The organism is Mesorhizobium sp. M7A.F.Ca.AU.002.02.1.1 (assembly GCF_003998535.1).
Classification (GTDB): domain Bacteria; phylum Pseudomonadota; class Alphaproteobacteria; order Rhizobiales; family Rhizobiaceae; genus Mesorhizobium; species Mesorhizobium ciceri.
Map to the genome: position 1 here is coordinate 1 of NZ_RZPB01001514.1, position 398 is coordinate 398.

The following is a 398-nucleotide window of genomic DNA, read 5'->3' on the forward strand; positions in this document are numbered from 1 at the left end:
GAGCCCGCAGGGCGTAGGGTGGCGGAGAGGATGGGATTCGAACCCACGAGAAGCTTTTGACCTCTACTCCCTTAGCAGGGGAGCGCCTTCGACCACTCGGCCACCTCTCCGTTGCGCCGCTGGATAAAGAAAAGCGCCGGCACAATCAACAAGCCCGCATCATTATATGCAAAAATAAGAAGGCGCCGAACCGCGACCCCCATGGATGTGGCGGTTCTGCGGTTGTTTCCTGGCTAGCGACTCGGGAATTCGCCATGATTCCGTCGGCCCATCGCCGGATTCGCCGGCAAACAAGGGAGTGCGGCGGCCTGATGGTTAACGAGAGCTTTCTGAGTGAGGCCAAATCGTGTCATTTGTGCAACAACGCCGGGGGATAGCAGCCAGGCAGCCCTTTCACC

General features: G+C 59.0%; 1 tRNA gene. It reads right to left on the reverse strand.

Annotated elements, in window-relative coordinates:
* Positions 1-19: 19 nt before the first annotated feature.
* Positions 20-110, reverse strand: a tRNA-Ser gene (locus EN879_RS38665).
* Between the last annotated feature and the right edge of the window lie 288 nt (positions 111-398).